Origin of the sequence: Paraburkholderia acidiphila, from assembly GCF_009789655.1 — a bacterium.
GTDB classification, from domain to species: Bacteria; Pseudomonadota; Gammaproteobacteria; order Burkholderiales; family Burkholderiaceae; genus Paraburkholderia; species Paraburkholderia acidiphila.
Window position 1 is genome coordinate 1,169,548 of sequence record NZ_CP046911.1, and the last position, 17,800, is coordinate 1,187,347.

Here is a 17,800-nt window from a genome sequence, read left to right on the forward strand (position 1 = left end):
CTCTCCCTCAACCTACGCTGCCTTCCAGGCTCACGCCCAGAAGCTTTTGCGCTTCCACAGCGAATTCCATCGGCAACTCCTTGAACACGTCCTTGCAAAAGCCGTTGACGATCATCGACACCGCGTCCTCCTCGGTTAGCCCGCGCTGCCGGCAATAGAACAGCTGGTCCTCGCCAATGCGCGACGTCGAGGCTTCGTGTTCGACCTTCGCGCTGGGGTTCTTCACCTCGATATACGGAAACGTGAAGGCGCTGCATCGATCGCCGAGCAGGAGCGAATCGCACTGGGTGTAATTGCGGGCGTTTTCGGCCGAGCGCGCCATTTTCACGAGCCCGCGATACGCGTTCTTGCCTCGGCCCGCCGAAATGCCCTTCGAGAGAATCGTGCTGCGCGTATTGCGCCCGATATGGACCATCTTCGTGCCGGTATCGGCCTGCTGATAGTGGTTGGTGAGCGCCGCCGAATAGAACTCGCCGATCGAGTTGTCGCCCTGCAAAATCACGCTCGGATATTTCCATGTAATGGCGGAGCCCGTTTCGACTTGCGTCCACGAAATCCTGGCGTTGGCCTCGCGGCAGTCGCCGCGCTTCGTCACGAAGTTGTAGATGCCGCCGCGTCCTTGCGCGTCGCCCGGATACCAGTTCTGCACCGTCGAATAGCGGATTTGCGCGCCCTCCAGCGCGACGAGCTCCACCACGGCGGCATGCAGCTGGTTTTCGTCGCGCATCGGCGCCGTGCAGCCTTCCAGGTAGCTTACGTAAGCGCCCTTGTCGGCCACGATGAGCGTGCGCTCGAACTGGCCCGTGTTGCGTGCGTTGATGCGGAAGTACGTGGACAACTCCATCGGGCAGCGCACGCCCGGCGGGATATAGCAAAACGAACCGTCGCTGAATACCGCGGAGTTGAGCGTTGCGAAGAAGTTGTCGGTGTACGGCACGACCGAGCCGAGATACTGGCGCACGAGGTCCGGATGCTCGCGCACCGCTTCCGAAAACGAACAGAAAATGATGCCAAGCTCGCCCAGCTGCCGACGAAACGTCGTGGCGACGGACACGCTGTCGAATACCGCGTCCACGGCCACGCCCGCGAGCATCTCGCGCTCCTGCAGGGGCACGCCGAGCTTCTCGTAGGTGCGAAGGAGTTCCGGATCGACTTCGTCGAGGCTTTTCGGGCGGTTGGTCTGCGTATGCGGCGCGGAATAGTAGGCGATGTCCTGGAAGTCGATCGGCGGATGCTGGATGCTCGCCCAATGCGGTTCGGTCATCGTGAGCCAATGCCGGTAGGCGGCGAGCCGCCATTCGAGCATGAAGTCCGGCTCCTGCTTGCGCGCCGAGATGAGCCGGATCACGTGCTCGGACAAACCGCGCGGCAACGTATCGGACTGCACGTCCGAAACGAACCCGTGCCGATATTCCCGCTGCAGCAATTCCTCGAACGTTTTCGCTTGTGTATCCATGACGTTATTACGGTCTCCTTTGCACTTACGACTTCATTCTAGAGCCGCTGTCAAAACCCTGGCACGGCCGGGGTTTAAGCGCAGCGCACGAACCGCGCAAAGAGGCACGCCCGATGCAAAAGACCCTGCTGGCATGAGAGACATGGGAGATGACGACGCATCCGCATGAGACGCTCGTCGACGCAATGCATCGACGCCACGCGAGGTTCGCACACACCGGCAGGCATGCGATTCGCGCTGTCTTCCAGAATCAGGACGACGAAAACGAACGGAGAAGCCATGAAGGCACGCCATCTTCTCGTTTGGGGCGCGATCGCGTACGTGCCGCCAGCAGGCGCCGGGCTGCCCGCGAACGCGCACGCACCGCCGGCGCTTCTGGCACAAACGGCCCCGCAGCCGCCTGCCTCGCCGATGGTGAAGCCACCGGCAGCGGCGCCCGGCGCCGCGAGTGCATCCAACCCCGACAACATGCCGATGAAGAAGCCAACCGGCCCGGCCACCAACGACAAGATGATGCGCAGTGACCCCGCCAGCGGCGCGCAAGCGAAATAGCTGCAAAAAGAACTCAACATCGGCCGCGCCAGGCTCTACCCTGTAACAAGGAAACGAACGGAGGACCAGGATGAGAATCGAATTCACGAGTCGCCGTCACGCCGTGGCTGCCGCACGCGTAGCGTTCGAAGCCAACGTGGACAACCGCCCGGTATGGTGCAGCGTATCGCTCGACGCGCTGAACGATCGCTTCGGCAACACCGGCACATCGGCGCATGCGCTATTGAGCGCGTTCGAGGCGAACCGCCCGAGCATCGAACTGGCTGCGCGCCACGCGCTGGAGAAAAACGGGGGCCAGTCTGTGGAGCTCGAAACGCGCGATCTGGAGTAATCGCGCAAGCGCAATGCGTTGAAGGAATCGTTGGCCAAATCGAGGCCTGCTCCTGCAGGCCTCGATTTTTCCTGCGTCCGCGACCCGCGGTGAGCGAAAAAAAGCCCGGAAATCCGGGCTTTATCTTTGGAGGGGGCGACTCAGACCTTACGCGCCCGGAGATATCGGAAGAACTCCGCGCCTTCCTGCAGGCGCCGCCTCATCATTTCCCAGCTCACCAGCATCTCGCGGACGATTTCCCAGATCTTCGACGGCCGGAAATAAAAGCGCTTGTAGAACTCCTCGACGCCAAGGTAGATCTCTTCGCGCGAGAGGTGCGGATATCCGATTGTCGAAGCCTGCGTTCCCGCCGAATTGATGAGCGTAATGACCTTGGTATCGTTCAGCCAGCCATTTTCAACCGCCTGCTTATGCAGCACCGTGCCGGGATATGGCGCGGCGAGCGACACCTGAATGGTATGGGGATTGATCTCTTTCGCGTACTGAATGGTCTTCTGAATCGTCTCGTGCGTCTCGCCCGGCAGACCGAGAATGAAGGTCCCGTGGATCTTGATGCCGAGCTTGCGGCAATCCTCGCTGAACTGGCGCGCCATATCGGTACGCAAGCCCTTTTTGACGTTCACGAGGATCTTGTCGTCGCCGGATTCGTAGCCCACGAGCAGGAGCCGCAACCCGTTGTCCTTCATGACCTTCAGGGTGGAGTACGGCACATTCGCCTTGGCATTGCACGACCACGTCACGCCTAGCTTGCCGAGCCCGCGCGCGATCTCTTCGGCGCGCGGCCGCAGATCCGTAAACGTGTCGTCATCGAACATGATCTCCTTGATTTCGGGCATGTTGTCCCGAATCCATTTCACTTCTTCCAGCACGTGCTCGACCGAGCGCGTGCGATAGCGGTGGCCGCCGACCGTGTGCGGCCAAAGGCAGAACGTGCAGCGGGATTTGCAGCCACGCCCCGTGTAGAGCGACAGATAGGGATGCTTGAGATAGCCGCTGAAATAATGCTCGGGCGTGAGGTCGCGCTTGTAGATCGGCGAGACGAAGGGAAGCTGGTCCATGTCTTCGAGAATCGGCCGGGCGTCGTTGTGCATGATCCCGCCGTCGGGCAGGCGATAGCTCAGGCCCAGAATCGATTCGAACGGTAGTCCCTGTGCAATTTCGCGGCACGTGAAGTCGAATTCTTCGCGGCAGACGAAGTCGAGCGCGTCGCTCGCGGTAAGCGAACCATGAGGATCGACCGCCACTTTCGCACCGATCATGCCGATAAGGATCGTGCTCTTGCGCCGCTTCAAGTGCTCGGCAAACCGAACGTCGCTCTGGAACGAGGGTGAACTTGTGTGAATGATCACCAGTTCGTATTCCTGAGCGATATCCAGGGTCGTTTCCAGTGAAAGCTCGTCTGCGGGGGCATCGACCACGCGGCTGCCTTCGACGAGCGCGGCCGGCTGAACGAGCCACGTTGGATACCAGAACGAGCGGATCTCACGCTTTGTTTGAAAACGTGAACCCGCGCCGCCATCGAAGCCTTCATACGAAGGTGCCTGCAGAAACAGCGTTTTCATGAATGGAATGCCCTCTGAGAAAAATCGTGAATTTGTCTCGAAGCCTACAAAAACATGACACTTGCTGGATGGCTGCTTTGCCCGGTCAAGAATACTACGACTTGCCTTCGCGGCATGGCGAAAAAAAGCCTGTGCCGCTTATCGAAACACCCAGTTGAAAAGGCCGGCGCCAGGTGAGCGCCGCATTCGTCGGCATGAGCGATGCTTTCTGTACTATATTTTTTGGGGCGTCCGCAGCAGCATTCACAGCACTCCAAAGCAGGAGGCAATGTATGTCGCGCTATCACGACATGTCGGAAGGCGTGCCGGTCGGAAATGGCCACCATATCAGCCCGGCCGAATTCCTGCTGATGGCGGGCTTTCTCGCCTACCGCGCCCCACTCGCTTCGGCTGAAGCCCGGGCAGCAGCCCGGCGTGTTCTGGATGCGGTTCTCAGTGCGGCGGCTGCGCACGGATTCGTGCATGCCGACACGCTCGAATTCATGATGGCGAGCGCCGAAAGATCGGCGAACGTACGCAATCTCGCGGAGGAAGCCAGTGCGGCCGTGGGCGACACGTTCACTTACCTGCAGGTGATTCGCAGTGCGGGAGTCGCGCTGGAGGCGGACCCTTACACGTTAATCACTTGATGTAAGCGGGATGCTCTGCCGCGGCGTGCCCAAGCACCGCAGGGCCATCAGGCCCTTGCGGCTACGTGCGGCTTGATCTCCCATAAGGCGCCAAAGCCGGCAGCCTTGCGCATCCTTCCCTAATTGCTGTACCAACAAAAAAGGATTGGATCAGCATGAGGAAAGCCAATGCACGCGAAATCAACCGGCTCGCGCCGCACCTGGGTTGATGCGGACGACGCTCCCGAGATTTCGGACGAATGGATCGAGCAAGCGGAACTGCGCGAGGGCGACAAAATCGTGCGCCGCGGCCGCCCGCCAGGCAGCCAGAAAACGGCAACGACCATCAGCTTCGACGACGACATTCTCGAAGCCTTCAAGGCTACCGGCCCTAGCTGGCAGTCGCGCCTCAATGCTGCGGTGCGCGACTGGCTGAAGACGCATTCCCCCACCGAGGTCGAAGCATAAGGCGCAGAAGGATCGGACCGGCCGGGGCCTTGCGCGGAGTCGCCCAAAGCCCCCTCGTCACTCAACTGTCAGGTGGCCGCGCAGGGACCTGCTGCCAGCCGCCGGCACAGGTGCGCACGTACGGATAGTAGGTTTGCGACGCTACGCAGTAGTACCAGACGCCGTATGGGGCGTCGCCACCCTGCCCGCCTTGCCCGCCGCCTTGCCCATACTGCTCGTTTTGATCGTACATGGCGGGGCCGCCGTACTGAGGCTCTTGCTGGGCCTGCCCCTGGCCCTGCCCCTGTTCGATCCACTGCGTGGGCTGCGAGAAATCGCCGGAAACGTAGGGGTAATAGACGCTGCCGATAAACGCCGGATAGTAGTACGGATAAAACGGATAGCCGTAGATGAAACCCGGCCCGAAGTAGAAGCCGACGCTCACCGAACTGCAGCAGCCGTACCAACCGTGATAGTAGCCACCGTGATACCAGCCATGGTAATAGCCGCCATGGTAATAACCGCCGTGATACCAACCGCCACCGCTATAGCTGCCGTGGTAACCGCCGCCCCAGCCGCTGCTGTGATTCACGCCGCCGTAGCCGCCCCAGCTTCCGCCGTAACCACCGCCGCCTCCGCCACCACCCCAGCCGCCGCCACCGCCGCCGCCGTGATACCACCCGCCGCCGCCCCTACCCGCGCTCGCCCCGGCGCTGATGCATAGCGCCACGAGCACGAGAACGAGTCTGCACAATTCACGCCCTTTCATGATGCTCACCCCGATAGCCGGTTGGCTTCAACAATAAGTTTAGGCGTCGGAAGCCCATTTTTCTTGTGTGCGCGTTTTCCGGCGCATTACGGCTCGCAAAACTCGTCCTGCCTCGCGAGGATGGCCGCGCCGATAAGCCCGCCGTCGTGCCGGAACCTGCCGGGCACGACTACACGCTCGCGAAATTCCCGCAGCGTACGCTTGCGCACGGCGGCATCCAGCGCTTCGATGAGTGGGGACACATTGGATAGTCCGCCGCAAGCCGGCACGACCGAAGCACCGGTAATGTTGATGACAGCTGCCAGCGGTTCCGATACGAGGGCGAGCCAGGCGCAAACGGTGCGCTGCGCGCGAGCGCTGCCTTGCTGCCAATCGTCGAGAAGGGCGTGGCTGTCTTGCTGTTCGCCGTTCAGCAGCGCGTTGAGCCGCTCAAGGCCACGTGCCCCGCCGATGGTGTCGACGCAGCCCATGCGGCCGCAACCGCAACGCAATGCGCTCACAGGCTCCGCGTGGCCCGTGCCGTTGAAGTCGACGTGCGTGCTCACAGGCAGCCCGTGCCCCCACTCGCCCGATATGCCGCTCGCGCCGCCGGCTACGCGGCCTCCCACCACGAGCGCGCCGCCAACACCGGAGCCGAGGACCACGCAAAACACGACATCGTGGCCCGCCCCCGCCCCCTCGACGGCCTCGGCCAATGCGAGGCAGTCAGCGTCGTTGGCAATGCGTACGCGCCGCTGAAGCCGGGAGGTCAACTCCGCGCCAAGCACGCGACCCGAAACGCATGGGACGTTGGACGAACAGATCACCCCACTTGCGGGATCGATCGCACCGGCCATCGAGATCGCGAGAGGCGAGCGGCTCTCGCCAATGTGACGCTCTGCGAGGGATTGGAGCGCCGCGCCAAATGCCTCCCAACTGTCGACCGGCGTCGGCATGCTGTCGAGCAGGCGCACGCTGCCAGGACGCTCCGATACGCCGAGCCTGATGTAAGAGCCGCCGATGTCCGCGACAAAGACTCGTGAGTTTTGCTTGTGTTCAGCGCTGCTGTCTGGCACCCGTGGCTCCTCTAACCGCGCCCGTGCGACGCCGGCCTGAGGGCTCAGCGGGCGCGAACGAAATGATGCTCTATCTTGGCACGCAATACGCCGTCGACGGCCGCGAGCTGTTCGCGCAGCCGCGTCGCGCGCCCTTCGGTCATCTCGCCAAATACGATTTTTTGCTCGAGCACGTCGCCGCAACGGGTCACCGCCCACCGGTCGACCACCACCTGTTCGCCGTCGAGCACGCCGGCGGCCGTCGAAACGACGCCGAGGTCCAGACCGGACACCAGATGAACGGTATGCGTGAGCGTGAAGCCAGGAAGGCAGTGCGCGAAGTCCTCACAGACGGAGGAGGACGTGGCCAAAGCGGCGGGGATATCTTGACGCATAGTGACTCCGGATGAAGGTTGATCGAACCGGTGCCAGCTACGCTGCTCCCGCTTCGTTGCCGTAAATCGGCCGCATCGCCTCGAGGGCTTCCACCTTGCCCGGGAGGGCAGGTTGGCGTCGGTCAGTCCGACTCTGGATGCTTTGCTACGCTCTGTTGCTCTTGTTCGATATTCCGAACGAGCTTTCATTATACCGGAATCAAGGCGCCGGGCAAGGAGTGCGGCGCGCAGCGCCCTCGTGCCCGGCTTTGCGGCCCGCAAACTACTTTCTCGGGACTGCGCCCCGCGACTCGGCCGCCCTGAGGAAATCGAAGTCGGCGCCCTTGTCCGCCTGGGTCACGGTGTCGAGAAACAGCTTGTGATAACCGCGGCTCGCCGTGGGCACCGTCACCGGATTCGCCTGCGCCCGGCGCCTCAGTTCTTCGTCGTCCACGAGCAAGGCGATCTCGCGGTTGGCCACGCTCAGGCGGATGCGGTCGCCGTTACGCACGTGCGCAAGCGGGCCGCCGATGGCGGCTTCCGGCGTGACGTGCAGCACGATCGTCCCGAATGCCGTGCCGCTCATCCGTCCGTCCGAAATCCGCACCATGTCTTTCACCCCGGCCCGGGCAAGTTTCTTCGGGATCGGAATGTAGCCGGCCTCGGGCATGCCCGGCGCGCCTTTGGGCCCAATCCGCTTGAGGACGATGACGTCGTCGGCGTGCACGTCGAGGTCGTCGGAGTCGATGCGGTTCGCCATGTCGCTGGCGTCCTCGAATACGACCGCGCGGCCCTCGTGCTCCATCAGCGCCGCGGAAGCCGCCGATTGTTTGATGATTGCGCCCCCCGGCGCAAGATTGCCGCGCAGGACGGCCAGCCCCCCTTGCGGATAGATGGGCGCGCCAAGCGGCTTCACCACGTCTTGCGCGAAGCGCGGTCCGGCGCGCTCCATCTCCTCGCCCAGCGTGCGGCCCGTCACGGTCATGGCATCGAGATGAAGCAGGGGCTTCAGTTCGTGAAGCAGCGTGGCCATGCCACCAGCCCGATGAAAATCTTCCATGTAGTGCTCGCCGGAAGGCTTCAGGTTGAGCAGGACCGGCGTTTCGCGGCCCATGCGGTCCACCGCGTCCAGATCGATGTCGAAGCCGAGCCGTCCGGCAATGGCGGCAAGATGCACGATGCCGTTCGTCGAACCGCCAATGGCCAGCAGCACCCGCAAGCCGTTCTCGATCGACTGGGCACCGAGCACCTGGTCGATCGAGCGCCGCCGCGCCGCCATCTCCACAGCCTGTGCGCCGGTCTGCTCGGCCACGCGCATGCGGTCCGACGTCACGGCGGGAGGCGTGGCGCCGCCCGGCACGGTCATGCCCATGGCTTCCGCCACACACGCCATGGTGCTGGCCGTACCCATGACGGCACAGGTGCCGACGCTCGGCACCAGGCGGTCGTTCACCTCCGCGATCTCCTGCGCCGTGACTTCGCCCGCGCGAAACTTGCCCCAATAGCGGCGGCAATCCGTGCACGCGCCCACGCGTTCGCCGCGATGCGCGCCTGTCACCATGGACCCCGTAATGAGCTGAATGGCGGGAATGCCCGCCGATATGGCGCCCATCAATTGCGCGGGCACGGTCTTGTCGCAGCCGCCGATGAGCACGACAGCGTCCATGGGCTGCGCGCGAATCATCTCCTCGGTATCCATCGACATGAGGTTGCGCATGAACATGCTCGTTGGCTGCGAAAAGCTCTCGTGAATGGAGATGGTCGGGAATTCCATCGGCAATCCGCCCGCCAGCAAAATGCCGCGCTTGAGCGCCTCGAGCAGTTGAGGCACGTTGCCATGGCAAGGGTTGTACGCGCTGCCCGTATTGGTGATGCCGATGACTGGACGCTGCAGCGCGTCGTCGGTATAGCCGGCGCCCTTGATGAAGGCCTTGCGCAGGAATAGCGAGAAGCCTGTGTCGCCGTAATTCGTCAAACCGCCACGCATGCCCTCCGGCTCCGGGGAAGCCTTTTCGTGCGGGGAATTCTTCTCGGACATAGCCACCATCCTCGGGTCGAGTCAGATTGGTCAATACGTGGTCAAGGCGCCGTCGCCGGTAAGGGTACAGCGAATCGCGCAAGGCAGAGCGGGGCCCTTTGCCGGCGATATTACAAAACACCTTCAATGGCGGATTGAACCGAATGCGCGCACACTCGGTCAGTCAAGGTATCGGCGAGGTATCAGACTTGCTCGCAGTGATCATTTCGGCCAACTGAAGCGAAATCATGTCGACGAAACAGACCCAGACCGAATCCTCCAACGAAGCCTCCCGCGCGGCCCCCAGCGCAAAAGTGCCCGCCCATCCGCAAGGTGCGCCGGCCGCTCCCGCCTCGCCCGCCGGCAAGCATCCCGCGCCGCCCTGCACGCTCGTGATCTTCGGTGCGGGCGGCGATCTGACCCAGCGCCTGTTGATGCCGGCGCTGTACAACCTCGCCGTCGACCGTCTGCTCGACGACGGCATGAAGATCATCGGCGTGAATCACGGCGAGCGCGAGACCAGCGCGTGGATCGACGATCTGCACGCCGCGCTGCAAAAATTCGCCGCCGACAAGGCGAGCACCTTCCATGCGGGCAAACTCGACGACACAGCGTGGGACTGGGTCGCGCAGCGCCTGACCTACATGGCGGGCGAATTCGAGGACGACGGCGCGTATCAGCGTCTCGCGCAGCAGTTGAATGGCAAGTCGCGCGGCAACGTCGTGTTTTATCTCGCGGTGGGCGCGCGCTTCTTCAAGCCGATTATCGAGCGGCTCGGCAAGGCCGGCTTGCTCGACGAGGGCAGCGGCGACGGCGCCTTCCGCCGCGTCGTGATCGAAAAGCCCTTCGGCGCCGACCTCGCTTCGGCGCGCGACTTGAACCAGCATGTGCTCAGTTTCACGAAAGAATCGCAGGTCTATCGCATCGACCATTTCCTCGGCAAGGACACGGTGCAGAGCATTCTCGCGCTGCGTTTCGCCAACGCCATGTTCGAGCCCGTGTGGCGGCGCGAGTACATCGACAGCGTGCAGATCACGGCTTCCGAAGTGATCGGCGTGGAAGGCCGCGGCAAGTTCTACGAGCAGACCGGCGCGTTTCGCGACATGGTGCCCAACCACCTCTTTCAACTGCTCGGCATGGTCGCCATGGAGCCGCCCAATTCGTTCGACGCCGAAGCGGTGCGCAACAAGAAAGCCGAAATTTTCGACGCGCTCAAGCCGCTCACGCCCGACGACGTGGTGTTCGGACAATACGCAAAAGGCCCGGCGGGCGTGGGTTACCGCGACGAACCCAACGTGGCCAAAGACAGCCGCACCGAAACCTATGCCGCCGTGCGCGTGCAGATCGACAACTGGCGCTGGGCGGGCGTGCCCTTCTATTTGCGCACCGGCAAGCGGCTCGCCGCGCGGCGCACGGAGATTTCGGTGCAGTTGAAGCGCGTGCCGTTTCTGCTCTTTCGCGACACGCCAGTGAATACGCTCACGCCCAACGTGCTGACGCTGCGTATCGATCCGACCCACGGCACGAGCTTCGACTTCAACGTGAAAACGCCGGGGCCGGTCGTGCAGATCGGCCCGGTGCATTCGACGTTCGATTACGACGACTTCTTTGCGGAGCACGCCAACGTCGGCTACGAAACCCTGCTCTACGATTGCATGCTCGGCGACCAGACGCTCTTTCAACGCGCCGACAGCATAGAGGCGACATGGTCGGCGGTGGACGGCGTGTTGCATCCGGAACTCGACGCCGCGCTCCCCGTGTACGACTACGCCGCGGGCAGCGAAGGCCCGGCCCAGGCCGATGCGCTGCTCGCGCGCGACGGCCGCGCGTGGCGCGCGCTCGCACAGGCGCAAACGAAGAAGAAGTGAACCAGAAAGCCAAGGAGAACGTATGGCCACGAATGAAAAAAAGGCGCCCAGGAAAAGCGCTATGAAAAGCACTGCGAAGCGCGCTGTGAAAAGTACTGTGAAGCGCACGGCGAGCGCCAGGCGCGCCTCGCAGGGCATCGAAAACATTCTCGCGATCGACATAGGCGGAACGGGCCTGAAGGCGGCGATCGTCGACGCGAACGGCGCCATGCGCACGGAGCGCATACGCGTGGCGACGCCGCATCCCTGCCCGCCGGCCTTGCTGGTCGACACGCTCGCGACGCTCGTCGAGCCGCTGCTCAAGCAATATCCCTCAACGCACGTTTCGATCGGCTTCCCTGGTTTCGTGCGCAACAATCATGTGCTCACGGCGCCGCATCTCGGCCCCGATGGCTGGAACGACGTGCCGCTCGCGCAGATGCTGGGCGAGCGCCTGGGGATCACTTCGGTGCGCATGATCAACGACGCGGAAATGCAGGGCCTCGCCGCCATCGAAGGGCAAGGCCTCGAATTCGTCATGACGCTCGGCACCGGCGTGGGCACGGCCATGTTGCGTGACGGCGAACTGATGCCGCACCTCGAACTCGCGCATCACCCGGTCAGCAAGAAGCGCGCATACGACGAATACATCGGCGACGCCGCGCGCAAGAAGGCGGGCAGCAAACGCTGGAACGCGCGCGTCGAGAAGATCATCGGCATCCTCGACTCGCTCGTGCATTACGACAAGCTGTGGATAGGCGGCGGCAACGCGGCGCGCCTCACATTCGACCTGCCGCCGAACGTGGCGACCGTATCGAACGAGCGTGGCATCGAGGGCGGCGCGCGCTTGTGGCACCCGCGCTCGGTGCGCGAAACGCCGCAATTGCCCGCGGCGACACAGCGCGCGGGCAAATTCAGGTAACCCGCTGGCTCACGCCGGGCCAGGGCAGCGCACTGGCCCGCGTGCCTACCTTGCGACCGACGATCTCATAGATCGACACCTCGTCGTGCTCGAACGCCGTGGCCCAGTCGCGCAGATACTGGCGCCACGTCTGATACTTGCGGTCGTTGACGAGCTGGCGCAGCGCGATTTCCTTCGCACGCAAGTTCTCCTCCCACAGGCGCAGCGTGCGCACGCAATGCCGGCGCAGGTTCTGGATATTCGACACCTCGATGCCGCTTTCGCGCATGGCGGTGAGCGCATAGCCCAGATCGGGCAGCTCGTCGTCGGGAAAGAGATAGCGCGCGAGGTACGCGCCGCTGTCCAGCCCGAAGCGCGAATCGATGCTGCCAGGCGCCGTGGACGTGATGCCGTGGCTCACGAGCACACCGTCCGGCTCCAGGTGTTCCTGCAAGACTGAAACGTAGTCCTGAAGATCGCTGCGGCCTTCGCATTCGAACATGCCAAGACTCGCAATGCGGTCGAAACGCCCTTTGACATCGGCATACGCCTGCAGGCGTATGTCGATGCGATCGGCAAGACCCGCAGCCTTCACGCACTCGCGCGCCCATTCGAACTGGTTCTTCGACTGCGTGATGCCTACGCAGCGTGCGCCGTATTGCTCTGCGGCCCGCATGACCAGTGCGCCCCATCCGCAATCCACATCGAGCAGGCGGTGACCTGGTCTCAGACCGATTTTCGTGAGCACGTGGTCGATTTTCTTGAGCTGCGCCGTCGCGAGATCTTCCTCGCCGCTTTCGAACCACGCGCACGAATAGACCATTCTGGGGTCCAGCCACATGGCGAAATATTCGTTGGGCACGTCGCCCAGGTGCGTGTCGCGCTCGGTCAGCACGCGCGCCGCAAACGATTTAAGGAAGGAGCCAAACCCGTGTTTTGCTTTTCCCTCATCAGGCATCTGATTCTCCGTTGTGTGCGCGACTCGTCGCTCTGCAATCTGGCTCAGTGTTTGACTTCGGCGCGCTCGTCCGTCACGCCCGGGCGCTTGACGATGGGTGCGAAACGCTCGCTGCGCGGCACCCACACGCGGCGGAACTGTTCGCGCTCGCGTTCTTCAGTGAACACCGAAAGTGACGGCTTGACGAGATCGTGGCGCGAAACGATGCCGAGCAAACGGCGCGTCTTCTCGTCGTCCACGACCGGAACGCGGTCGAGGCCCGTAATGGCCAGGCGCGCGGCCACGTTCCTGCAAGTCTCCCCAGGCAGCGCGACTTCGGGCAGCGCACCGGAGAAGAGCGCGCCAATGGGCGCATCCCCCGAACTGGACAACGTGCGCTCGAGCAATGCGCGGTCGGCCATGCCCACGAGCACGCCGTTGTCGACCACCGGGAACGCGCGGAACTTCTGCTGCGCGCCGAAGTAGGTGCGCAGCACGTCGGCGACTGTCGTGCGGGCGTCGATCGACTGCACGCCTCGGGTCATCACCTCTTCCACGTAGTGCCGCTCCAGCGGGTCGATGCTGTATTCGCGGTAGATGTGATAGCCGCGGCGCGCGATCTTCTCGGTGAGGATCGAGCGGCGCATGAGCAGCACCGTGAATCCATACGCCACCGCGGCCGAAGCGAGCAGTGGCAGCAGCGCATTGGCGTCGCCCGTGAGCTCGAACGCGAACACGGCGGCCATGACCGGCGCGCGCATCATGCCGCCGAGCGCCGCCGCCATGAAGATGAGCGGCCACACCGCGGGTTCGTGGCCGGGCATATACGGGCCGACCAGCGCGCCCACACCCGCGCCCATCATCAGCAACGGCGCGAGCACGCCGCCCGAAGTGCCGGACGCGAGCGCAATGACCCAGATAATGGCCTTGACCGCCACGATGCCGATCACGGCCTGCATGGCGAGCTGGTTGTGCAGCAGGTCGCCGATCACGTCGTAGCCCACGCCTAGCGTGCGCGGCTGAAAATAGCCACCAATGCCCACGGCGATGGCGCCGAGCGCCGGCCACCACATCCAGTGGACCGGCAGCTTGCCGAACAGGTCCTCGACCTTGTAGAGCCACGTGGAAAGGCCCCACGACAATGCACCCGCAACGACCCCGGCAATGCACGACGACACGATGCCGACAGCCCCGAGCGGCATGGTTTGGAGCGGGAAGAGCGGGCCGCTGCCGAGCAGCAGCGGACGCGTGAACCCCGCCACGACGCAGGCAATCGCAACGGGCAGCAGGCTGCGGGGCCGCAACTCGAACAACAGCAGTTCGATGGCGAGCAGCACGGCGGCGACCGGCGTGCCGAACACCGCCGTCATGCCCGCCACGGCGCCCGCCACGAGCAGCGCCTTGCGCTCTGCGCCCGAGAGGTGGAAAAACTGCGCGATGAGTGAGCCGATCGCACCGCCCGTCATGATGATGGGGCCCTCGGCCCCGAACGGACCGCCGCTGCCGATCGCAATGGCGGAGGCCAGCGGCTTGAGCACGGCCACCTTCGGCGACATCTTGCTTTTGCCGAACAAAATGGCTTCGATCGCCTCGGGAATGCCGTGGCCGCGAATCTGTTCGGAACCGTAGCGCGCGATCAGGCCCACGATCAAGCCGCCGATCACGGGCATGGCGACCACGAGCACGCCGAGCGTGTTCTGCGCCGGCGAATGATTCGCCGTGGAAAACGTCTGGAAGAAAAACAGGTTCGTGAAGAACCGGATGAGATGCAGGAGGAAGTCTGCCGCGACGGTGCTTAGCGCGCCGCCAGCGGCCGCAATGAAGCTAATGCGCAGAAGCCGGACATCGGTTGCGAAATCGCCTCTGTCGCCATTGTGATTGCTCATGGTTCCTCTTGCCGCTCGAAATCGGTCAGTAACCTTCCTCGCACTTTATATCACATTATGATGTAACTCGTGATGGCTGGTGAACGTGCCGGCTGAAGGTGCCGGGCGGCATAGCCAGTTCGTTCGAGCCGCGCGCAGACGGCGTGCGCGCTCATGCGCGCGCCGCGCCGCTTCCCTTGCGGCCTTGCCCGCCCCCATCGGCGAAGAGTTCGATCACGAGTTCGCGCAGCCAGCGGTTGCCTTCGTCGTGCTGCACGCGCGCGTGCCAGAGCAGATGAATGGGCGCCGCGGGCAGCTTCATGGGCAGCGCGCTCAGGCTCAATGAGAACGGCTTGGCGAGTTGCAGCGCAAGCCGCTCCGGCACCGTGGCGATCAGGTCGGTGCGTTCGAGGATGTAGCCCACGCTCATGAAGTGCGGCACGGAAAGCCGCACCTGGCGCTTCACGCCGCGCCGCTTCAACCATTCGTCGACCTGACCGTGCCCTGTGCCGGCCGACACCACCACCAGGTGCTCGGCCTCGCGCCACGCCGCGAGCGTGAGCGGCGCGTGTTCCAGCGGATGACCGCGCCTGAAAAGGCACACATAACGCTGATCGAAGAGCCGTCGCTGGTAGAAGCCGCCCTTGAGCTGCGGCAGCAAGCCGATGGCGAGATCGACGCGGCCCTCGGCCATCTCGTCGCTGAGATTGACGCTCGTATTGCGCACGGTGTTGAGCGCGACGCCCGGCGCCGCCCGCGAGAGACGCTCCAGCAACGCAGGCAGAAACACGACCTCGCCAATATCGGTCATGCCGATCGTCATGGTGCGCGTGGCGCGCAGCGGATCGAAGCCGGTCACGGGATTGAGCGCGCCGTGCAGCGTGGCGAGCGCCTGCGCGACCGGGTCCGCAAGACGCAGCGCGAATGGCGTAGGCACCACGCCGCCGGGCCCGCGCACGAAGAGCGGATCGCCCAGCAAGCGGCGCAGCTTTGCCAGCGCGTTGCTCACGCCGGGCTGGCTCATGTTCATCTGCTCGGCCACGCTCGCCACGCGCCGCTCGCGCATGAGCCGATGAAAGAGCAGCAGCAGGTTGAGGTCGATCTCGCCCAGTTCCATACATTCAATCCAGTGATGAAGCAGATTCATTCCATTTTATTGTGGAATGAGTTGCCACTGCTGAGAATACGGACACGGTGTGCGCGTGACGAAGCCACGCTAGAGCCGCCCCAGAAATCTGAATATCGGAGACACAGTCATGACACAGCGTGATCTGAAGATTGCGATTATCGGCGCCGGGATCGGCGGCCTCACGCTTGCGCTCGCACTGCGCGAGCACGGCATCGACGCACAACTGTTCGAGCAAACCGACGAACTGCGCGAAGTCGGCGCCGCCGTCGCGCTCTCGGCCAACGCCACGCGCTTTTACGAGCGCATGGGCCTGCGCCCGGCCTTCGAAAAAGTGTGCGCGGAAGTGCCGGGGCTCGTCTATCGCGACGGACGCAGCGGCGATGTGATCGGCCACCATCGTGGCGCACCGGACTATCGCGCGCAATTCGGCGGCTCGTACTGGGGCGTGCACCGCGCCGATCTGCAGGCGGTGCTGTCGGGCGCGGTCGGGCTCGAGCGCATCAAGCTCAGCCATCGGCTCGTCGATCTCGCGCAGCATGCCGATCGCGTGAGCCTGACGTTCGCGAACGGAGAACGCGTCGATGCCGATCTCGTGATCGGCGCCGATGGTGCGCGCTCGATCACGCGGCGCTGGATGCTCGGCTACGACGACGCGCTGTATTCGGGCTGCTCGGGCTTTCGCGGCGTGGTGCCGGCAGGGCGCATGGACCTGTTGCCCGATCCCGAGACCATCCAGTTCTGGGTCGGGCCGGGCGGCCATCTGCTGCACTACCCGATTGGCGACAAGGGTGACCAGAACTTCCTGCTGGTGGAGCGCCATCCTTCGCCCTGGCCGTCGCGCGAGTGGGTCATGCCCGCCGAGGAAGGCGAGCAACTGCGCCTTTTCAAGGACTGGCACCCCGCCGTCGTGCAGATGATCACCGCCGTTCCGATCAGCCAGCGCTGGGGCCTCTTTCACCGTCCGCCGCTTGGCCGCTGGAGCAAGGGCCGCATCACGCTGATCGGCGACGCCGCGCATGCGCTTGTGCCGCACCACGGCCAGGGCGCGAACCAGTCGATCGAAGATGCCGTCGTGCTGGCCGATCAGTTGGCGAAGGCGGGACCGGGCAACTGGCGCGAGGCGCAGCAAGCGTACGAGCGTCTGCGCCGGGGCCGCACGCGCAAGGTGCAGTACGCTTCGATCACCACGGCGGACGTGCTGCATCTGCCCGATGGCCCTGCTGCCGAGGCGCGCAACGCCCGGCTCGGCTCGCGCGAGGGCGTGCTGAATCATCTGGACTGGATCCATGATTTCGACGCGCTTGCGCAAGAGCCGAACGACCGGCAGGGTGGGACCTGGCTTTGAGGGCGGCGCGCAGGACGCGCAGTTAATGATCCGTTAATCTCGGCGCACTAGAATCGCCGTCTTAGACTGACCATTACTGCGCAAGGAGCGCCCATGCAAATCACCGCCGACTCGCGCTACGACCTCGTCGCGCGACTGCTGCACTGGCTCGTCGTCGCACTCGTGGCGGCGCAGTTCGTGATCGGCTGGACCATGCCCGATGTGCACCGCGACACGCGCCCCGTTGGCGAGATCGCGTGGCATCTGGGCGTCGGCACGGCGCTCCTTGCCGCGATGGCCTGCCGCCTGGTCTGGCGCGCGACCCATCGTCCGCCGCCCGACAACCAGACGCCGCTCATGCGCGCCGTGGCGGCCATCACGCATTTCGGCCTTTACGCGCTGCTAGTCGCGGTGCCCGTGCTCGGGTGGATCAACGCCTCGTCGCGCGCGTGGGATGTCACGCTGTTCGGCGCCATCCCCCTGCCCGCGCTTTCCACTGCGGGGTCGTCGTTCGGGCATGCCATGGGCGACGTTCACAGCGCGCTCGCGTGGGTGCTGTTCGCGCTCATCTGCCTGCATGTGGCCGCCGCGCTTTTTCATCGTTTCGTGCTTCACGATCGTGTGCTGCAGCGCATGAAGCTTTGAAC

Annotated in this window: 17 protein-coding genes and 1 riboswitch; of the genes, 8 read left to right on the forward strand and 9 right to left on the reverse strand. The window is 64.0% G+C overall.

Annotated elements, in window-relative coordinates:
- Positions 1-7 precede the first annotated feature (7 nt).
- Positions 8-1,456 (reverse strand): Fe-S cluster assembly protein SufB, encoded by a 1,449-nt coding sequence (gene sufB / locus FAZ97_RS29535; protein ID WP_158762263.1) that lies wholly within the window; start codon positions 1,454-1,456, stop codon positions 8-10.
- Between the two features lie 279 nt (positions 1,457-1,735).
- Here sufB and FAZ97_RS29540 point away from each other — a divergent pair, with 279 nt between their 5' ends.
- Together FAZ97_RS29540 and FAZ97_RS29545 are read left to right on the forward strand one after the other, a co-directional pair.
- Entirely contained in the window at positions 1,736-2,008 is a 273-nt protein-coding gene (locus FAZ97_RS29540) for a hypothetical protein (protein WP_158762264.1), read from the forward strand.
- Between the two features lie 70 nt (positions 2,009-2,078).
- The gene (locus FAZ97_RS29545; RefSeq protein ID WP_028204289.1) at positions 2,079-2,339 is read left to right on the forward strand and encodes a DUF1488 family protein; all 261 of its coding nucleotides are present in this window, start codon (positions 2,079-2,081) and stop codon (positions 2,337-2,339) included.
- 140 nt (positions 2,340-2,479) lie between these two features.
- Here the strand turns inward: FAZ97_RS29545 and hpnJ are convergent, their stop codons facing one another.
- A complete protein-coding gene (gene hpnJ, locus FAZ97_RS29550; protein WP_158762265.1) occupies positions 2,480-3,901 on the reverse strand; it encodes a hopanoid biosynthesis associated radical SAM protein HpnJ in 1,422 nt (473 codons plus the stop codon).
- Between the two features lie 272 nt (positions 3,902-4,173).
- Here hpnJ and FAZ97_RS29555 point away from each other — a divergent pair, with 272 nt between their 5' ends.
- Complete coding sequence (locus FAZ97_RS29555; RefSeq protein ID WP_158762266.1) at positions 4,174-4,530, forward strand: hypothetical protein; 357 nt, start codon at positions 4,174-4,176, stop codon at positions 4,528-4,530.
- Positions 4,531-4,698: 168 nt separating this feature from the next.
- Positions 4,699-4,977 carry a BrnA antitoxin family protein gene (locus FAZ97_RS29560; RefSeq protein WP_158762267.1) on the forward strand — a complete coding sequence of 93 codons (279 nt, stop codon included), beginning with the start codon at positions 4,699-4,701 and terminating at the stop codon, positions 4,975-4,977.
- A 61-nt stretch (positions 4,978-5,038) separates the two neighbouring features.
- Here the strand turns inward: FAZ97_RS29560 and FAZ97_RS35640 are convergent, their stop codons facing one another.
- From FAZ97_RS35640 to FAZ97_RS29580, 4 genes are all read right to left on the reverse strand, one after another.
- Complete coding sequence (locus FAZ97_RS35640; protein ID WP_199272180.1) at positions 5,039-5,725, reverse strand: hypothetical protein; 687 nt, start codon at positions 5,723-5,725, stop codon at positions 5,039-5,041.
- Between the two features lie 86 nt (positions 5,726-5,811).
- On the reverse strand, positions 5,812-6,780 hold the full coding sequence (locus FAZ97_RS29570; protein ID WP_158762268.1) for an ROK family protein: 969 nt from the start codon (positions 6,778-6,780) through the stop codon (positions 5,812-5,814).
- Between the two features lie 44 nt (positions 6,781-6,824).
- Positions 6,825-7,154 carry a hypothetical protein gene (locus tag FAZ97_RS29575; RefSeq protein ID WP_158762269.1) on the reverse strand — a complete coding sequence of 110 codons (330 nt, stop codon included), beginning with the start codon at positions 7,152-7,154 and terminating at the stop codon, positions 6,825-6,827.
- A 42-nt stretch (positions 7,155-7,196) separates the two neighbouring features.
- Positions 7,197-7,300: riboswitch (SAM-I-IV-variant riboswitch) on the reverse strand.
- A gap of 116 nt (positions 7,301-7,416) precedes the next feature.
- Positions 7,417-9,171 (reverse strand): IlvD/Edd family dehydratase, encoded by a 1,755-nt coding sequence (locus FAZ97_RS29580; RefSeq protein WP_158762270.1) that lies wholly within the window; start codon positions 9,169-9,171, stop codon positions 7,417-7,419.
- Positions 9,172-9,398: 227 nt separating this feature from the next.
- On the opposite strand from FAZ97_RS29580, the gene zwf reads away from it, so the two are divergent.
- Both zwf and FAZ97_RS29590 read left to right on the forward strand, forming a co-directional pair.
- A complete protein-coding gene (zwf, locus tag FAZ97_RS29585) occupies positions 9,399-11,018 on the forward strand; it encodes a glucose-6-phosphate dehydrogenase (RefSeq protein ID WP_158762271.1) in 1,620 nt (539 codons plus the stop codon).
- A gap of 61 nt (positions 11,019-11,079) precedes the next feature.
- A complete protein-coding gene (locus tag FAZ97_RS29590; RefSeq protein ID WP_233271875.1) occupies positions 11,080-11,919 on the forward strand; it encodes an ROK family protein in 840 nt (279 codons plus the stop codon).
- Here the strand turns inward: FAZ97_RS29590 and FAZ97_RS29595 are convergent.
- From FAZ97_RS29595 to FAZ97_RS29605, 3 genes are all read right to left on the reverse strand, one after another.
- The gene (locus FAZ97_RS29595) at positions 11,912-12,856 is read right to left on the reverse strand and encodes an SAM-dependent methyltransferase (RefSeq protein ID WP_158762273.1); all 945 of its coding nucleotides are present in this window, start codon (positions 12,854-12,856) and stop codon (positions 11,912-11,914) included. The two genes, FAZ97_RS29590 and FAZ97_RS29595, sit on opposite strands and share 8 nt — an antisense overlap.
- A gap of 44 nt (positions 12,857-12,900) precedes the next feature.
- Positions 12,901-14,721: a chloride channel protein gene (locus tag FAZ97_RS29600; RefSeq protein WP_158762274.1), complete on the reverse strand. Its 1,821-nt coding sequence runs from the start codon at positions 14,719-14,721 to the stop codon at positions 12,901-12,903.
- Between the two features lie 151 nt (positions 14,722-14,872).
- Complete coding sequence (locus FAZ97_RS29605; RefSeq protein WP_158762275.1) at positions 14,873-15,817, reverse strand: LysR family transcriptional regulator; 945 nt, start codon at positions 15,815-15,817, stop codon at positions 14,873-14,875.
- Positions 15,818-15,956: 139 nt separating this feature from the next.
- On the opposite strand from FAZ97_RS29605, the gene FAZ97_RS29610 reads away from it, so the two are divergent.
- Positions 15,957-17,174 carry an FAD-dependent monooxygenase gene (locus FAZ97_RS29610; protein WP_158762276.1) on the forward strand — a complete coding sequence of 406 codons (1,218 nt, stop codon included), beginning with the start codon at positions 15,957-15,959 and terminating at the stop codon, positions 17,172-17,174.
- A gap of 93 nt (positions 17,175-17,267) precedes the next feature.
- Positions 17,268-17,798, forward strand: a complete 531-nt coding sequence (locus FAZ97_RS29615) for a cytochrome b (protein WP_158762277.1) — start codon at positions 17,268-17,270, stop codon at positions 17,796-17,798.
- Positions 17,799-17,800: the final 2 nt, after the last annotated feature.